Origin of the sequence: Frankia sp. AgB1.9, from assembly GCF_016786355.1 — a bacterium.
Taxonomy (GTDB): domain Bacteria; phylum Actinomycetota; class Actinomycetes; order Frankiales; family Frankiaceae; genus Pseudofrankia.
In genome coordinates, this window is record NZ_JADWYX010000016.1 from 21,851 (window position 1) to 37,024 (window position 15,174).

Consider the following 15,174-nt stretch of genomic DNA (forward strand, 5'->3'; position numbering starts at 1 on the left):
CTGTTCGGCCCTGGCGCTAGTATCGAGGGCGTCCTCTTAGTATCTAGATATTTCAAAGATCACGTGCAAGGGGTGGCGCCGATGAGCACGGCTTTCTCCAGCAGCGCCGCGGGCGAGGCGGACCTCGGGTTCGACCTGCGGGCCGAGGTCACGGCCTGGCTGCACGAGAACTGGGACCCCGAGCTGTCGGTCGAGCAGTGGTGGCAGCTGGTCGCGGCGGGCGGCTGGTCGGCGCCTCATCTGTCCCCGGAGCAGGGCGGCCGGGGCCTGCCCCAGCGGACCGGCAAGACGGTGCGGTCCGCGTTCGCCGCGTTCGGCGCCCTGCAGCCGCCTGGCGGCCTCGGCCTGCTGATGGCGGCGCCGACCATCCTCACGTTGGGGACGCCGGAGCAGATCGCCCGGCACGTGCCGCCGATCCTGGACGGCCGCAGCGGCTGGTGCCAGCTGTTCTCCGAGCCGGGAGCCGGGTCCGACCTGGCCGGGCTCACCACCCGGGCCGAGCGCGACGGCGACCGGTGGGTGATCAACGGCCAGAAGGTCTGGAGCAGCGGGGCGCGCGAGGCCGACTACGGCATGCTGCTGGCCAGGACCAACTTCGACGTGCCCAAGCACGCCGGCATCTCCTGGTTCGCCTTCAAGCTCGACCAGCCCGGCGTCACGATCCGCCCGCTGCGGGAGATGACCGGCGACGCCGTCTTCAACGAGGTCTTCTTCGACGACGCGATCGTCCTGAACGAGGACCTGGTCGGCGGCGAGGGCAACGGCTGGATGGCGGCGAACACGACGCTGCACTTCGAGCGGACCGGGATCGGCGCCGGCGGGGCGCATGCGGGCTTCCCGACGCCCGGCCCGAACGGCGGGATCCTCGGGATGACAGCCGGCGACGCCGCGAAGCTGCGCGCGCCCGAGGGCCTCACCGTCACCCTCGCCGACCTGGTGGAACTGGCCAAGGAGCACGGCCGGGCCGACGACCCGGCCATCCGCCAGAAGCTGGCCCGCCTGTACTCCTACCAGCAGATCGGCCAGTGGAACGCGGCCCGCGCCAAGGCCGAGACCGCCGCCGGTGACGCCGCCGCCGGCACGGCCATCGCCAGCACCGGCAAGATCGCCCAGACCCGGATCACCAAGCTCGCCGCCGAGATCGGCCTGGACGTCCTCGAGGCGGGCGGCCTGCTCGCCGGGGCCGACGCGGCGGACGAGGGCAAGTTCAGCAACGCGTTCCTGTTCGCCCGGGCCTCCTCGATCTACGGCGGCACCGACGAGATCCAGCGCAACATCGCGGCGGAACGCGTCCTCGGCCTCCCCCGCGAGCCCAGCCCCGACCGCGGCCGCCCCTACCGCGAGGTCCTGCGCGGCCGGGCCACCCGGGATGACGCCGCGCCGGCCGGCTAGCGCCAGTTCCGACAAGGTTCGGGCGAGCAGAGCAGCCCGGTCCTACCTCCCGGCCCGTCAGAAGACGCGTGCCGACGACCTGAAGCAGGGCTCAACGGAGCCGGGACCCGTGATGCTGGCCATCGGCCCCCATCACGGGCCCAGTACCGCGCCCGGCGTCGGCCCGCTGGCTTGATCGCCGTTTTGGCCCTCACATGGTCACAAAACCACTGCGGTTACAGCCACCCGAGGGCGCAAACGGCGATCTTGCCGGCCTCGGGCCGAGGTCAACCGCCGCGCCGTTGTCACGGCGGCCCTGGCCGGAGGATGCGCACCGCCAGGGCCGTCGCGGCATGGGATGAAGTAGATAAAACTCTCCCGGCCGGACCCGTCCAGGCGGGTTACACGCCGATGCTGGTGGCCAACCGGTCGCGCCAGAGGGCTGGATCGCCGAAGAGCAGCTCGTCGGACTTGGCCCGGCGGAAGTACAGGTGGGCGGAGTGCTCCCAGGTGAAGCCGATGCCGCCGTGGACCTGGATGTTGTCGGCCGCGACCTGGGTGTAGGCCTCCGAGCAGTAGGCCTTCGCGACGGCGGCGATCTTGGCCAGCTCGTCCGCACTCTCGTCGCCCGCCGTGGCCCCGGCCGCGCACCAGGCCGCGTAGTAGGCGGCCGACCGCGCCGACTCCACCTCCAGCAGCATGTCGGCGCACCGGTGTTTCACCGCCTGGAAGCTGCCGATCTGGCGGCCGAACTGGACCCGGTCCTTGGCGTACTGAACCGCCATGTTCAGGGCGACCTCGGCGCCGCCGGCCTGCTCGGCGGCCAGGGCGACGGCCGCCAGGTTCAGCACGTGCTCGATCACCGGCCAGCCCGCGCCGTCCTCGCCGACCAGGGTGGCCGGCACGCCCGCGAGCTCGACGCGAGCCAGTCGGCGGGTCTGGTCCAGCGTCGCCAAAGGCGCGCGGGTCAGGCCGACAGCGTCACCCGGGACGGCGAACAGCGACACCCCCGCCGCCGTACGCGCGGCGACCAGCAGCAGATCCGCCGTATGGCCGTCCAGCACGTAGGACTTCGTGCCGGTCAGCGTCCAGCCGTCACCCGACCGCGCCGCGACGGCGGTGATGCCGCTGGCGTCCCAACGGCCGTTCTCCTCGGCGAAGGCGAGCGTCGCGATGGTCTCGCCGGCCGCGATTCCGGGCAGCCAGGCCTTCTGCGCCCCGGCATCCCCGGAGCGCAGCAGCGTCCCGACGGCCAGCACCGCCGTCGACAGGTACGGCGCGCACAGCAGGCGCCGCCCCATCTCCTCGGCGACGATCGCGACCTCCACGAAGGAAGCGCCGGCGCCGCCGAACTCCTCCGGGATCGCGAGACCCACCAGGTCCAGCTCGCCGGCCAGCTGCGCCCAGACCGCGGGGTCGTAGCCCGCCCGGGTCTCCATCAGGCGGCGCACCTCGGGCTCCGGGGCGGCGTGCTCCAGGAACGCGCGTACGGTCCGGCGCAGCTCCCGCTGCTCCTCGGTAAAGGCAAACGGCTTCTCGGCCATCTCCATCGCCCTTCTCGTCACGCGCGCCCAGCCCGGCGAGCCGTCGCCTCGTAGGTTATATCTAGATATTTCGGCCGCGGCGGGTCACTCGGACTTGGCCCGGTCGGCGAAGAAGAAGGACATGGCGTTGTCGTGGAGCCAGGCCTGGCGGACCTCGTCGGTGAGGCCGAGGTTGGCCGACTCGGCGAGGCAGCGCTCGAACGAGAGCACCGGGTGGTCGGAGGCGAAGATGATTTTGTCCCGGCCCCGGGTCGACATGTAGTGCAGCAGCGAGGCGGGCAGCCGCTTGGGCGACCAGGCCGACGTCATCAGCCGCAGGTTCCTGTACTTGAGCATCAGCCGGATCGCGGTGTCCCACCAGGGGTCGGCCCCGTGGATCATGCACAGCTTCAGCTCGGGGAACCGGTAGCAGACCCGGTCGAGGTAGATCGGGTTCTGGACCTCACCGGGGATCGGCGGACCGGGGAGGCCGGTGTTCATGCACAGCGGGAGATCGAGCTCGCAGCACTTCGTGTAGAGCGGGTAGTAGACGGCGTCGGTGGGCGGGTACATCCCGTCGCCCCAGAAGCTCGGCCCGACGGTGGCGGTGGCGACCGGGTAGTCCCGGACGTACGACTCCAGCGTGCGCAGGGCCCTCATCGGGCGCAGCAGGTTGAAGGTGCCGACGGCGAGGGCGAACCGGTCGGGGCGCTGCTCGGCGTAGCGGGCGGCCCGGTCCGGCCCCTTGTTGGCCCGCGAGACCAGGATCGCCCGCTCGACACCGGCGGCGTCCATCGCGTCGATCAGCTCGGGCAGCTCGGGGCTGTGGAAGAAGGAGGCGCCGCCCTTGAAGTAGTCCTCCTTGACGCGCACCATCCACTCCGGCTGCTTGTCGTCGCCCAGGTGGACGTTGACCAGGCAGTCGATGGCCTTCATGTCGGCCTCACCTTCCGGGATCTGACGACCCCCTGGTCCCGCAGGAGCCGGCGCAGCGCGCCGACGTCGACCTTGCCGCTGGCCAGCCGCGGCACGCCGGCCGGGTCGGTCACCACGAGCCAGCGGGTCGGGACCTTGAAGCTGCTCAGCCGGGACCTGGCCAGCTCGGCCAGGCCGTCGGGTCCGGCCAGACCGTCGGCTCGGTCCGTGGCGTCAGGTCCGGCCGTGGCGTCGGATCGGTCCGTGGCGCCTGGTCCGGCTGTGGCGTCGGGCGTCACGACGACCAGCGCGGCGACCTGACGGTCGCCTGTCTCGTCCGCGACGTCGGTGACGAATGCCTCGCGCACCCCGGCCAGGCCGCGCAGCGCCGACTCGACCTCCAGCGGGTACACGGTCGCGCCGCTGACCTTGAACATGTCGTCCAGCCGACCCCGGTACCAGAGGTAGCCCTCGGCATCGAGCACACCCGCGTCGGCGGTCGGGTAGAAGCCGTCGCGGTCGAACACGTTCGCCCGGTGGCGCCCGCAGATGCCGCGCATGAGGTGCGGCCCGCGCAGCCGGATCTCCCCCTCGGCGCCGGGTGGCAGCGGCTGGCCGGTGGCCGGGTCGACGACGCGGACCTCGACGCCCGCGAAGGGCTGGCCGCAGCTGCCGTGCTTGCCGGCGGGCAGGTCGGTGTCGAGCCGGGAGCCGCAGTACGGGCCGAACGACTCGGTCATCCCGAACAGGTTCGCCCGCGCCCCCGCGGCGGGCCGCGCCGCCGCGGGCAGGATCGCGCCGAGGCTGCCCGGCCGCAGCGAGGACAGGTCGACGGTCGGGAAGTCGGGGTGCGCCGCGAGCCGGGCCGCCTGGTCGGGCCAGCCGCGGAACAGCGTGACCCGCTCCCGTTCGAGGAAGCGCAGCGTGCGCCCGGGCTCCGGCTCCGCCTCGGTGAGCAGCGTGGCGCCGGCGACGAGCACCGAGAGCAGCCCGGACCCGAACCCACCGGTCCAGAAGAACGGCATCGGGATGTAGAGCCGCTCACCAGGGCCGACGCGCCGGGCATCCAGGCTGCTGGCGACGGCACGCAACGCGTTGCCGTGGGTGTGCAGCACGCCCTTCGGGCCGCCCGAGCTGCCCGAGGTGAACAGGACGACGAGGTCGTCGGCGGGCCGGACCACCCGTTCGAGCGCGTCGACCAGCTCGACCGGCGCCGCTGCCGTAGGCAGCTCGTCCGGGGTCCAGACCGCGCGCAGCGACGGCACCGCCGGCTGCCGGCCGCCCGCGCGCAGGCATTCGGTCAGGCCCGGCACCTCGGCGTCCAGCTCGGCACGGTAGTCGCGGCCGCGGAAGGCCGGCACCACGACCAGCTGGGTGACGGCCGCGGCCCGTAGCTGGGCGACCAGCTCCGGCGGGCGCAGCAGCGTCGACAGCGGGACGAGCACCGCGCCGAGCCTGGTCACGGCGAGCGCGTGCACTGCCCAGCCCACGCCGTTCGGCATCACCAGGCCGACCCGGCTGCCCTTGCCGACACCGGCGGCCACCAGCCGGGCCGCGAGCGCCCGGCTCGCGTCGTCGAGCTCCCGGTAGGTGACGGCGTCGTCGTCGCCGACCAGCGCCCGCAGGTCGGCGTCCTCGCGCCGCCGGACCACGAGCAGCCCAGGGATCGTGAGCGGCCCCGGGATCGTGGGCGCCGCGAGCTCAGCGGGCGGCACGCAGCAGCTCCTTGAGGGCGGGCATGTCGATCTTGCCGCTGGACATCGTCGGCACCTCGTCGTCGGCGAGCAGGACGAACCTGCGCGGCACCTTGTAGGAGGACAGCCGCTCGGCGAGCTGGCCGCGCAGCTCGTCGGCGTCGACGCCGCGGCCGGACGGCACCCGGACCGCCGCCGCGACGATCTGCCCGCGCGCCGGGTCCTCCAGGCCGACGACGTGCGCCGTGAGCCCCGCGACGTCGCGGATCACCGCCTCGACCTCGCTCGGCGACACGTTCGCGCCGCCGGTCTTGATCAGGTCGCCGCGCCGGCCATGGAAGTAGTAGAAGCCCTCGTCGTCGAAGGCGAACAGGTCTCCAGTGCGGAACCACCCGTCGGCGTCGAACACCTCGTGGCGTTCCCTGCCGTAGTAGCCCTCCATCAGGAACGGCCCGCGCAGCCACAGCTCCCCCACCGCGCCGACACCGCAGGCCGAACCGTCCGCGTCGACGAGCCGGGCTTCCAGGCCCGGCGCGGGCGGGCCGAACGAGCCGCAGCGCCGCTCCGGCTGGTCGCCCTCGTCCGCGCTGACCAGGCAGACGCTGCCGGCCTCGGTCATCCCGAGCATCTGGTGGCGCCGCAGCGGGTCTTCGGGCCGGACGTCGGGCGGCATGATCGAGTACAGGTTGCCGCGCCGGATCGAGGACAGGTCCCGGCGGGCGAACGTCGGGTCGTTCGGCAGGCCCGCCACCGACTGGGCGTAGCCGTTGACCATCGTCGGGCGCTCCCGTTCGAGCACGTCGAGCACCCCCGCCGGATTCGACGCGTTCGAGCACACCAGCCGGGCGCCGGCGACCAGCGTGCCGAGCAGCGCGTAGGCGAACCCGCCGACCCAGAAGAACGGCGAGTTCGAGAAGAGCGCCTCCTCGGGCGTGTAGCGGCGGATCTCGTTCAGGTTCGCCAGATGCCGGATCAGCGCGCCCTGGGTGTGGACCACGCCCTTCGGCGCGCTCGTCGACCCGGACGTGTGGACGATGACCATCCGGTCGCTCGGCGCCAGCGACTCCTCGACCGCCGGCGCCAGGTCGTCGTCCACCGTGACGCCGTGGCGCGCGAGCGCGGCAAGGGTCCGGGCCGGGCCGACCCGCCCGTCGTCGGCGCCGCCGTCCGCCCCGTCGGCGAAGAACACGTGCCGCAGTACCGGCATCGACGCGGCCAGCAGCGGCTGCTCGCCCTGGAGGTCAAGGTCTCCGACGGCCGACCCGAGCGCGGCCACGTAGTCGTGGCCGCGGAAACCGCGCGCCGCGAGCAGCACCCCGACGTCCGCGTTGTACAACAGTCCGCGCAGCTCCGCGCTGGTCGAGAACGTGCTCAGCGGGACCGTCACCGCGCCGACCCGCGCGGCGGCCAGCCAGCCGACGACGAAGTCGCTCCCGTTCGGGAACAGCAGCCCGACGTGGGTCCCCCGGTCGACGCCGAGCGCCAGCAGGCCTCGGGCCAGCTCCCGCGAGCGCCGGTCGGCCTCGGCATAGGTGAGCACGTCGTCGTCGGACACGAGCAGCACGCGCGGGCCGTACTGCGCGGCCCGCTCACGCAGCAGGGCCGCGACCGTCAGCGGCAGGCCGTCCTCGGCCTCGATCGTCGTCACGACCATGGTCAGCGACCGCCGAACTTGGGCTCGCGCCGCTCCCGGAAGGCCGCGAGCCCCTCCCGGAAGTCGCCGGTGCGGGACGACAGCTCCAACGCGTAGGCCTCCTGCTCCATCGTCTCGGCGAGCCCCAGCTCCAGGCCCCGGTTGACCGACCGCTTGGTCAGCCCGACCGCCACGGTCGCGGCCTGGCCGAGCTCGGTGACCAGGGCGGCGGTCGCGTCGTCGAGGTCGGCGTCGGGCACCGCCCGGTAGATCAGCCCCCAGTCGGCGGCCTCCCGGCCGGACAGCCTGCGCCCCAGGATGAGCAGCTCCTTCGCCCGCGCGATGCCGACCAGGCGGGGCAGCAGCCAGGTGGCCCCGCTGTCCGGGCTGAAGCCCCTGGCCAGGAACGGCTCCCAGAAGCGGCTGGTCTCGGCGGCGACGGTGAAGTCCGCCGCCAGCGCCAGCTGGAACCCGAGCCCGGCCGCGTGCCCGCGCACCGCGCAGACGACGGGCAGCTGGAGCTCGGTGATCAGCTGGACGAGCCGGTGGGCCTGCAGGGCCGTGCGCCGTTGCACGCTGCCGGTCCGCGGCCGCTCGCCGTCCTTGCTGTTCGACGCGACCCAGTCGGCGCCGGAGCAGAAGTCCGGCCCGAGGCTGGACAGCACGACGACCCGCAGGCCGTCGTCGACCGCCGCGTCCTCGAGCGTGGCGATCAGCAGGCGGACCGTGGCGGGGCCGAGGGCGTTGCGGCGCTCCGGGCGGTTGAGGCCGATCCGCAGCACACCGCCGTCGCGTTCGACGACGACGTCGGCGCCCGTGGCGGAATCCATGTCGTTCACCACGGCGATGGTAGCGAGGCAGCCCTCAAATATCTAGATGTATTGGCGCCCGTGCCGCTCGCCGCCCCAGGACCGGACCTGGTCACGCCAGCACGTCGGACGGCAGCAGGCGGCGGGCGACCTTGCCGGTGGGCAGACGCGGGAACTCGTCCAGGAACCGGACCGAGCGCGGTGCCTTGAACCGGGCGAGGTGCTCGCGGGCGTAGGCGATGAGCTCGGCCTCCAGCGCGGCAGGGTCGGCCGGGGGGCTCGCGGGCTGGACGACCGCCCGCACCGACTCGCCCATCTCCGCGTCGGGGACGCCGATGACCACGACGTCCGCGACCCGCGGATGGCGGACCAGGACGTCCTCCAGCTCGCGCGGGTAGATGTTGACGCCACCCGAGACGATCATGTTGGTGGCGCGGTCGGTCAGGTAGAGGTAGCCGTCGGCGTCGACATGGCCGATCTCGCCGTAGGTGGCCCAGCCACGGTCGTCGAACACCGAGGCAGTCTTCTCCGCGTCGCCGTGGTATTCAAAGCGGCGCGCGGCCTCGAAGAAGACCCGGCCGTCGGCGCCGGCCGGCAGCTCCTCGCCCGCCTCGTCGACGATGTGGACCTTGCCCTGCATCGAACGGCCCACGGAGCCCGGGTGGGCCAGCCACTCCTCGGGCCCGATGAAGCAGAATCCGACGCCCTCGCTGCCGGCGTAGTACTCGTAGACGATCGGGCCGAGCCACTCCAGCGCCGCCCGTTTGACGTCGACCGGGCACGGCGCGGCGGCGTGGACGAGCGTCTTCAGGCTGGACAGGTCGTGGCGGGCCCGCTCCTGCTCGGGGAGCTTCAGCAGCCGGACGAGGTGGGTCGGGACGACCTGCGCCATCGTGACCCGGTGGCGCTCGATCGTCTCGAGGAAGTCGACGGGCTCGAACCGCTCGGTCAGCACGACCGTGCCGCCGATCCGGTGCATCGCGTTGGTCCAGCCCGACGGGGCCGCGTGGTAGAGCGGAGCGGGGCTCAGGTAGCGGGTGTTCTCGTCGCCGCCGAACAGGAACCGGACCATCGCCGTGAACCCCATCGGCGCGCCCAGCGGGCCGCCGACCTCGGGCGGCTTGATGCCCTTGGGGCGGCCGGTGGTGCCCGACGAGTAGAACATCCAGGCGCCGTCCGCCTCGTCGTCGATCGGTGTCGACGGGAAGCCGGCGGCGACCTGTTCGTACAGCTCGAACCCCTCGATCGGCCCGCCGACGGACAGCCGGATCTTCGGGCCGGCGCCGGCCAGCTCGGCCACCACGTCGGCGCAGGACGCGGAGGCGATCAGCGCGTCGGCGCCGCAGTCCTCGACGATGTAACGGGCCTCGGCGCCGGACAGGTGCCAGTTGATCGGCGTGACCAGCAGGCCGGCCCGCAGCCCCGCCCAGGTGACCTCGAAGTACTCGGCCCGGTTCTCCATCAGCACCGCGACGTTGGCGCCGATGCCTAATCCGGCCGCGCGCAGCGCGTGCGCGAGCCGGTTCGACCGAGCCTCCAGCTCCGCGTAGGTGATCGTGACGTCACCGGCGATCACCGCGGGCCGGTCCGGCGCCACGGCGGCGAACCACTTCGGATGCTCGAGCTGCGTCGCCACTGTCTCTCCCATGGGGGCTCCGGTCAGCGACCGTTGGCGGAGGGCTTCGCGAGCTGCTCCTTCATGCCGTCGAGCAGCATGAGGATCGGCATGCCGCTCTCCGACAGCGCGTGGCCGTGGCCGGTCTGGTGGATGTCGAAGACCGACTGGACCGCCGCGTAGAAGCCCTGCACGTCGAGCGTCTGGTTGACGGCCCGCTTGGCCTGGCGCAGCGCGAACGGATGCTTGGTCGCGATCTCGGCCGCGAGCGCCCTGGTCGCCTCGCGCAGGTCAGCCAGCGGGACGACCCTGTTGACCATGCCGACGCGCTCCGCCTCATAGGCGTCCATCTTGCGGCCGGTGAACAGCAGCTCCTTGGCCTTGCGCGGGCCCATCTCCCAGGTGTGCCCGTGGTACTCGACGCCGCCGATACCCATGTTCACGACCGGGTCGGAGAACGTGGCGTTGTCCGCGGCGATGATCAGGTCACAGGGCCAGGCGAGCAGCAGGCCGCCGGAGATGCACACGCCCTGGACGGCGGCGATCGACGGCTTCGGCACGTTGCGCCACCGCAGGCTGTACTCCAGGAACCGACGAGACTCGACCTCGTAGATCCCCTCCAGCGTCACCTTCGGCCGGGCACCGTTCGACTCGCCGCCGACACCCTTGATGTCGTGACCGGCGGAGAAGTGCCTGCCGTTGGCCTGCAGGATGATGACCCGGACCTCGGGGTCGTCGGCGGCCCGCCGCCACGCGGCGTCCAGCTCGTCGAGCAGCTCCAACGTCTGGGCGTTGGCTGCCTCCGGCCGGTCCAAAGTGATGGTCGCGACGGCGTCGCTGACCTCGTAGTCGATGAACGTCTTCGTCACGACCGGCCTCCAGGACTGTCGAGCACGGCGTTGTCTCGATTGACGCCGATGGGGACAACGTCGCGCAAGCGGTCAGAGGTCCGCGCGCCGCGCGCGGAGCAGATGCTGGCCGCGACGCCGCGCCGGCGGCCGGTCAAGGCCGGCACGCCACCGCCCGTCACCCCTGAGCGCCTCGTACTGCGGCGATGCTAGCCAGCGACCCCACTAATGTCTAGATATATACGATGGGGTACCGGCAGGGCATCCTTCCGGGTGGCGGCGGCGACGAGGAGAACCTGCGATGGGTGAAGGACAGACGCGGGACGGCCGCGTGCTGCTGGAGCGTGACGAGTCCCGCGGCATCGCCCGGCTCACCCTCGACAACCCCGCCCGCCGCAACGCCTACGACCCCGCGATGCGCGCCCAGCTCGCCGCCCACCTCGACGATCTCGCCGACGACGACACCATCAAGGTCGTCATCCTGCGCGGCAGCGACGACGTCTTCTCCACCGGCGCCGACATGGGCAACGCCTACGCCTGGTACGGCGCCGGCACCAATCCCGACGACAACGCCGCGCGCAGCCGACGGCCCAGCCAACGCCGCCGCCTCACCGTCGACCGCCGAAGCTTCGACTTCTACCACCAGTTCCTCGGCTACCCCAAGGTCACGGTCGCCGAGGTCAACGGCTATGCGCTCGGCGGCGGCTTCGAACTGGCCCTCATGGCCGACATCAGCGTCATCGGCGCCACCACCCGCATCGGCATGCCGGCCACCCGCTTCCTCGGCCCCGCCCTCGGCTCCCTGCACATGTTCTTCCACCGCCTCGGCCCCGTCACCGCCCGGCGCCTCCTGCTCACCGGCGACATCATCCCCGCCGCCGACCTCGCCCACCTCGGTATCTTCACCGAGGTCGTCGACGACGACGCGGTGACCGCCCGAGCCGAACACTGGGCCCGCAAAGCCGCGAAAATGCCCGCCGACGGCATCACCATCGCCAAAGAAGCCTTCCGCCTCGTCGAACAACTCCAGGCCTACCAAGGCGAAGAAACCACCAGCTACCTCATCCACGCCTACGGCACCAACCTCCGCTTCGAAGACGACGAATTCAACTTCGTCAAGACCCGCGCCCAACACGGCACCAAGAAAGCCTTCCAACTCCGCGACGCCCACTTCGACATCACCGACGAACCACTCTTCACCTCCCCCAACGGCCGGGAGCCGACGTTCGGAGCGCCCGCCGGCTGAGGCCTCGCCGCCTCGCCTGTCGTCGGGTCCACCCGCTGAGAGGAATCCGCTGGTGCTCATTCCCTTTGACGACTACCCGGTGCACCAGACCGCGCTTCCGCTCGCGCACGCCGGCGACGGCCACCCGGACCAGTACGACCGGTTCTGGTTCAACGGCTACGACGAGAACATGTACTTCGCCGTCGCGCTCGGCCTCTACCCGAACCGCGGCATCATCGACGCCGCGTTCAGCGTCGTCCACGACGGCGTCCAGCGGTCGGTGTTCGCCTCCGGCCGGATCCCGCTGGACCGCACCCAGACCAGAATCGGCCCGATCTCCATCGAGATCGTCGAACCGATGCGGGTCGCCCGGATCGTCGTCACCGCCCCGGAGCACGGGCTCGTCGCGGACCTGACCGCGACCGCCAGGACGTCCGCGTACGAGGAACCCCGCCAGACCCGGCACGCCGGCACCGTGATGGTCATGGACGTCACCCGGGCCACCCAGCTGGTCACCTGGTCGGGCACCCTCTCGTCCGGTGGCACGGACATTCCGCTCGGCACGCCCACCTACGGCACCAAGGACCGTTCCTGGGGTATCCGCGGCGTCGGCGACCCCGCTCCGGCCGCGCCCCGCAACGTGCCGGCGCAGCTGTGTTTCTTCTGGGCTCCGCTGAACTTTCCCGACCAGTGCCTGCACTACCTGCGCTTCGAGGACGCCCGCGGCGTCCCGTGGTCGGAGACCGCGGCCGTCCTGCCCGTGCTGGGCGACGAGGCACCGATCTTCGGCGCCGAAACGGGGATTCGCCGGCTGGACGGGGTCAGTCACGAGATCCGCTGGGCCCCGGGGCTGCGTCGTTCCGAGGGTGCCACGATCCGGCTCGGGGCCGGCGAGACCGTCGAGCTGGAGCCCATCCGGACCTTCCGGATGAAGGGCGTCGGCTATCTCCACCCGACCTGGGGCCACGGGAAGTGGCACGGTGAGCTGGCCGTCGGCGGCGAGGCCCACAAGGCCGCCGACCTCGACGTCCTCGCGTTCGACACCATTCACGTGCAGCAGGTCATGCGCGCGACCTGGGGTGACCGGACCGGCCTCGGCGTCCTCGAACAGGTCGTGATCGGCCCCTACGCCCCCGGCGGCTTCACCGAGCTCCTCGACGGCGCCGCGCCGAGGACCGCGCCGGCCGCCCCCGATCCGGCCTGACCGCCGACCGAGCCGGACCGCGCGCCCAGCCAGGCGGCGCGCCTAGCTGGGCGGTGCGCCCGGCTAGGCGGTGCGCAGCGAGTCGACGATCGTCGTCAGCTCGCCGATGAGCCGCAGGGCGGTCGGGATGTCGATGCCGTAACGCTGGAAGACCCGCTGTGGGACGTCGGCGGCCTTCGCCCGCAGGGCCGTTCCCTGTTCGGTCAGCGAGACGAGGACCCGGCGCTCGTCCGCCGGGTCCCGGGTCCGGTCGGCCAGGCCGAGATCTTCCAGGCGCTTGAGCAGCGGAGTCAGAGTGCCGCTGTCGAGGTGCAGGCTCGCGCCGATGTCGCCGACCGTCCGCGGTTCCTGCGCCTCCCAGAGCACCAGCATCGTGAGGTACTGCGGGTAGGTCAGGCCAAGCTCCGCGAGAACCGGCCCGTAGGCCCGGATCGCGTAACGGCTCGCGCTGTAGAGCGCGAAGCACAGCTGGTTGCCGAGCTCCAGCTGCGGGAGGCGATCGGCCATGCCGTAGACGTTACAGGCCACCCCCGGTTCATTTGGCCGCTCCCGGGCGCTTGCTTCGCGACGGCTGCCTGCTCGGAGCCGATCCGCCGGCCTGCCCACCAACCCACCCCGTCCCGGTTCGCGGCGGATGGTGCTAGGGACGGGCGAGGCGCGCGGCCGACGTGAGCAGTTCCGCCGCGAGGGCCGCGTCGCCGCTGATCGCGGCGCGCGCCGCCTCGGGCGCCCGCCGGTTCGCGGCCACCAGGCAGAACTCGACCGTGTCGAGGACCAGCCCCGCCGCGGGCTCGATCGCGCCGAGCCCGGCAGGGGGCGGACCACCGAGGTGGACCAGCCAGGCGCCGCCACCAGGCCCGGTCAGCGTGAGGCGCACGGCACCGGCCGGCGCCGTGGCGGCGCGGGGTGGCAGGGCGCCGAGCAGTCCCGCGGCGAGGTCGGCCATCGCGGCGAGGCTGTCAGCGGGCGGCGACGGCACCGTCAGGCCGGCCGCGACACCGAGGTCGCGGGCGTGTATCCAGGTCTCGAAGGCACGCGCGACCAGGTGGGAGCCCACCGGCAGGCGCAGGCCGTCGACCTCGACCCACTCCCGCGCGAGCGCCGGCTCGGCGCGGATCCGCTCCGCCATGGCCGCGATGCCGTCGCGCCACAGCCGCGCGACGCGTGCCCGCGGCCAGCCGTCCACCCACCGCAGCAGGCGTTCGGTGTGGGCCACCAGGTCGACGTCCGCGGCCACGGGTGGATCGACCGCGATCGCGACCGCGTCGGCCACCAGGGCGTTGCCCGCGGCCAGGTGGGTGACCAGATCGCCCAACCGCCAGGTGAGGACCGGGCTGGGCCGCAGCAGGACGTCGTCGCTCACCTCGGCGAGCACCACGTCGAGCATCCCGGCCGTGGCCCCGAACGCGGCGGCGAACGCGGGCAGCTCGGGTGCCGGGCGCCGCCGCGCGCGGGCGGCCGCGAGCACCCGCGACAGCGCGGGCCCGGGCCCGGTGCCGTCGTCCGGCGCGCGCAGCAGCTGCTCGATTTCCCGGCGCTCGGCCTCGGCCCGCGCGCAGGCCGGGCATTCGTCGAGATGGTCGGCCAGCGGTCCGACGTCCGCCGCGTCGCACAGGTGCGACGCCAGCCTGGTCAGGTTGCCCGGATGCGGGTCGGAGGCAGGCGCGCCGGCCGCGTGCCCATCAGAATTCGTCATCCGCCGATACCTTCCTCGGCGAGAGCCCGGGCGATGCGCGCCAGTGCGCTGCGCATTCGTGATTTCGCCGTACCCTCCGGGATTCCGAGCTCGGCCGCTACTTCACGGTAGGTCATCTCCCGGTAGAACGCCAACTCGACCGCGATCCGCAAGGACTCGGGAAGACCGGCGACGGTATGCCGTACCCGGCAGAAGGTGTCTGCCACCTCCACTGTTTCTGCGGCACTCGGCACCGCCTCCGGCGGCGGCCCGAACCGGCCGGCCGCGGCCCGCTGGCGTTCCTCCGCACGCACCCAGTCGACGGCCCGGCGGTGCGCCAGCATTGCCAGCCAGCTTCGCAAAGCGGCCCGGTTCGGGTCATAGCGCAGCGGCCGCTCCCAGAGATACCCGAACACGTCCTGGACGATGTCGCCGGCCGCGTCCCGATCGCGGGTAACCCGCTGGGCAAGCGTCTGAACAAGGTTTCCAAACAGCCTGTAGGCCTCGCACAACGCGCTCTCGTCACCGGCGACCAGCCGCCTGTGCAGTTCCGCGTCCGCCGACGCCATCTCGGTCGTCGGCCGCGGGCGGTCCCCCGTCACCACACGTCCACCCCCCTGGAGGGAGGTGATTCTAACGTGGACGCTATTCCCGACAGGGTG

The 15,174-nt window shown here is 72.5% G+C and carries 13 protein-coding genes; 3 read left to right on the top strand and 10 right to left on the bottom strand.

Going from position 1 to position 15,174, the window contains the following annotated elements:
* Positions 1-81 precede the first annotated feature (81 nt).
* The gene (locus I6A60_RS08165) at positions 82-1,392 is read left to right on the top strand and encodes an acyl-CoA dehydrogenase family protein (protein WP_203022667.1); all 1,311 of its coding nucleotides are present in this window, start codon (positions 82-84) and stop codon (positions 1,390-1,392) included.
* 380 nt (positions 1,393-1,772) lie between these two features.
* On the opposite strand, the gene I6A60_RS08170 is transcribed toward I6A60_RS08165, so the two are convergent.
* The 7 genes from I6A60_RS08170 to I6A60_RS08200 all read right to left on the bottom strand — a co-directional run bounded on the left by I6A60_RS08170 (position 1,773) and on the right by I6A60_RS08200 (position 10,429).
* Complete coding sequence (locus I6A60_RS08170) at positions 1,773-2,915, bottom strand: acyl-CoA dehydrogenase family protein (RefSeq protein ID WP_203022670.1); 1,143 nt, start codon at positions 2,913-2,915, stop codon at positions 1,773-1,775.
* A gap of 84 nt (positions 2,916-2,999) precedes the next feature.
* Positions 3,000-3,830, bottom strand: coding sequence for an amidohydrolase family protein (locus I6A60_RS08175; protein ID WP_203022666.1), 831 nt, complete (start codon positions 3,828-3,830; stop codon positions 3,000-3,002).
* Positions 3,827-5,524, bottom strand: coding sequence for a class I adenylate-forming enzyme family protein (locus tag I6A60_RS08180; RefSeq protein ID WP_203022665.1), 1,698 nt, complete (start codon positions 5,522-5,524; stop codon positions 3,827-3,829). Before I6A60_RS08180 ends, I6A60_RS08175 begins: the two co-directional genes overlap by 4 nt.
* Complete coding sequence (locus I6A60_RS08185) at positions 5,511-7,157, bottom strand: class I adenylate-forming enzyme family protein (RefSeq protein WP_203022664.1); 1,647 nt, start codon at positions 7,155-7,157, stop codon at positions 5,511-5,513. The genes I6A60_RS08180 and I6A60_RS08185 overlap by 14 nt, the downstream gene beginning before the upstream one ends.
* A 2-nt stretch (positions 7,158-7,159) precedes the next feature.
* Complete coding sequence (locus I6A60_RS08190) at positions 7,160-7,966, bottom strand: enoyl-CoA hydratase/isomerase family protein (protein ID WP_203022669.1); 807 nt, start codon at positions 7,964-7,966, stop codon at positions 7,160-7,162.
* 91 nt (positions 7,967-8,057) lie between these two features.
* Positions 8,058-9,593 carry an AMP-binding protein gene (locus I6A60_RS08195; protein ID WP_203022663.1) on the bottom strand — a complete coding sequence of 512 codons (1,536 nt, stop codon included), beginning with the start codon at positions 9,591-9,593 and terminating at the stop codon, positions 8,058-8,060.
* An 11-nt stretch (positions 9,594-9,604) separates the two neighbouring features.
* Positions 9,605-10,429 carry an enoyl-CoA hydratase gene (locus I6A60_RS08200; RefSeq protein WP_203022662.1) on the bottom strand — a complete coding sequence of 275 codons (825 nt, stop codon included), beginning with the start codon at positions 10,427-10,429 and terminating at the stop codon, positions 9,605-9,607.
* A gap of 280 nt (positions 10,430-10,709) precedes the next feature.
* On the opposite strand from I6A60_RS08200, the gene I6A60_RS08205 reads away from it, so the two are divergent.
* Complete coding sequence (locus tag I6A60_RS08205; protein ID WP_203022661.1) at positions 10,710-11,654, top strand: enoyl-CoA hydratase/isomerase family protein; 945 nt, start codon at positions 10,710-10,712, stop codon at positions 11,652-11,654.
* 52 nt (positions 11,655-11,706) lie between these two features.
* On the top strand, positions 11,707-12,837 hold the full coding sequence (locus tag I6A60_RS08210) for a hypothetical protein (protein ID WP_203022660.1): 1,131 nt from the start codon (positions 11,707-11,709) through the stop codon (positions 12,835-12,837).
* A 63-nt stretch (positions 12,838-12,900) separates the two neighbouring features.
* On the opposite strand, the gene I6A60_RS08215 is transcribed toward I6A60_RS08210, so the two are convergent.
* The 3 genes from I6A60_RS08215 to I6A60_RS08225 form a co-directional block, all read right to left on the bottom strand.
* Positions 12,901-13,344, bottom strand: coding sequence for a MarR family winged helix-turn-helix transcriptional regulator (locus I6A60_RS08215; protein WP_203022659.1), 444 nt, complete (start codon positions 13,342-13,344; stop codon positions 12,901-12,903).
* Between the two features lie 133 nt (positions 13,345-13,477).
* The gene (locus I6A60_RS08220; protein WP_203022658.1) at positions 13,478-14,533 is read right to left on the bottom strand and encodes a maleylpyruvate isomerase family mycothiol-dependent enzyme; all 1,056 of its coding nucleotides are present in this window, start codon (positions 14,531-14,533) and stop codon (positions 13,478-13,480) included.
* Positions 14,530-15,081, bottom strand: a complete 552-nt coding sequence (locus tag I6A60_RS08225; protein ID WP_238435015.1) for an RNA polymerase sigma factor — start codon at positions 15,079-15,081, stop codon at positions 14,530-14,532. The genes I6A60_RS08220 and I6A60_RS08225 overlap by 4 nt, the downstream gene beginning before the upstream one ends.
* Between the last annotated feature and the right edge of the window lie 93 nt (positions 15,082-15,174).